The 1772-nt window shown below is 56.3% G+C and carries 2 protein-coding genes; both read right to left on the bottom strand.

All coding sequences use genetic code 11. The annotated features are described in order from the left end of the window. The coding region (locus tag PVW46_RS13425; protein ID WP_274576167.1) for an NAD(P)-dependent oxidoreductase at positions 1-801 on the bottom strand (801 nt) is incomplete at its 3' end. A gap of 59 nt (positions 802-860) precedes the next feature. Beyond that, entirely contained in the window at positions 861-1553 is a 693-nt protein-coding gene (locus PVW46_RS13420; RefSeq protein WP_043147093.1) for a GntR family transcriptional regulator, read from the bottom strand. Between the last annotated feature and the right edge of the window lie 219 nt (positions 1554-1772).

Raw genomic sequence — 1772 nt, 5'->3', positions numbered from 1 at the left:
GGAGCGGCACAAATCCGTGACAGGTCCAGAAAGGTTCAGACCGAGATCGTTGGCAAGCTCTGCTGCAATTCCGATATCTTTGGCCATCAGACCAAGAGCGAACCCGGATGCGAAGGTACCGCTCAGAACGAACTGTTTCATCTTCACATCGGTCGCGTTGTTCTTGCCCGAAGATGCATTCAGAACATCAATGATCGTATCGGCAGACAGTCCGAACGCCGTTCCCAGCGTCACGGCCTCGACAGCGGCAATGACCCCTGCACCAGAAACAAAATTGTTGATCGACTTCATGGCATGCCCCGCACCAACGGGGCCGCATGCGAACACGCTGGATGCCAGGCAGTCCAAAACCGGCATCGCCTGGTTCAGCGCCTCAGTCTCCCCGCCTGCCATGATGGTCAGAGAGCCACTGACCGCGCGCTTAACGCCACCAGAAACCGGAGCATCGACAACGCGCAGATGTGGAGAAACTTTGTCGGACAGCACACGAGTGTCGGTCGGCGCAGACGAGCTCATTTCAAGCAAGACCGCTCCTGCGTTCGCCTTGAGGAAGGCGTCACCGCCCAGAACTGCGTCCTGTACGATTTTTCCGTTGGGAAGCATCGTAATGATGCAATCGGCACCTTCGACTGCCTCGTTCAAGCTGGAGACGACTTCAATGCCTTCTCCAGCCGCCGCCACACGAGCCTGCTCGTAGGCATCAAAGCCAATTACGGGAAAGCCCCCAGCAACAAGGTTCTTCGCCATAGGTAGGCCCATCTGGCCCAAGCCAATAAAGGCGATGCGCTTGAATTCAGTCATAATGTCCTCCCTGTTGTCTGGCTACATTATTGTATGACAAACTGTCAATCATTTTGTCTTCATGATTCATTTTTAAGCGCAGCCAGCGCCAGGGCCGCTGCGCGCTCGATGTGCCTCCGGCACACGGCTTCTGCCTTGTCTCCGTCGCCAGTACGGATCGCTTCCACGATTTGCTTGATTTCATTCACACTTTCTTCAAGCCGACCTGGTGTGGTGAATGATCCAAACCGCAGCATGCTTATGCGGTTTTGCATCGCCGTCAGGGTTTGCTTGACGAACGGGTTTCGGGCTCCGTCCAACAGTGAATCATAGACGGCATCTTTGGCGGCCATGATGCTTTCATGTGATTCTCTCTCGGCCGCGTGGACAAAAGCGGCGGCGGCATTGCTTAGAATCTGCTTCGCCTCATGGTCAGCACGTTCCGCGCAGCAGCGCGCCGCATACCCTTCAAGCAGGACCCGGAGCGCATAGAGCTGTACCGCCTCTTCAGGGGTTATCCCCTGAACGATAGGTCCACGATGCGGAACGCTCCGAATCAGACCTTCGGCTTCGAGCTGCCGCATGGCCTCTCGGACCGATGTCCTTCCAATTCCGATAAGTTCACAAAGTTCGCGCTCGACCAGCCGCTGCCCCGGCACAAAGTATCCTGACACGATCGCAAGGCGCAGCTTCTCCTCCACTCGGCCACGCAGAGTGATCGATTCCTTCTCAATCTGAAGATTTACCTTTGGCCGCGAAGTCTCCGGACGCATGTTTGTCCACCCATTCAGAGGACAGCGCCCAGCAGCGTCTCAAAGGTTGATGCAGGACAGACAAACACTTTCTTGCAGCCGCGATTTGGCTAGCTGCAAGAGCGCTCATGTCCTCGTATCACCAGTTGGGCCGTCGGGGTGCGGTACCCGTCATTCCTCCCGGCAGCCTCGTAAGCTACCAAGGAAGACGCTAGGGTCAGGACCCATTGATTTGGTTGG

Origin of the sequence: Mameliella sp. AT18 (assembly GCF_028807275.1) — a bacterium.
In the GTDB taxonomy this organism is placed as follows: Bacteria; Pseudomonadota; Alphaproteobacteria; order Rhodobacterales; family Rhodobacteraceae; genus Antarctobacter; species Antarctobacter albus.
The sequence above is the reverse complement of the archived record's forward strand: the minus strand, read 5'-3'. Positions and strand labels throughout refer to the sequence as shown.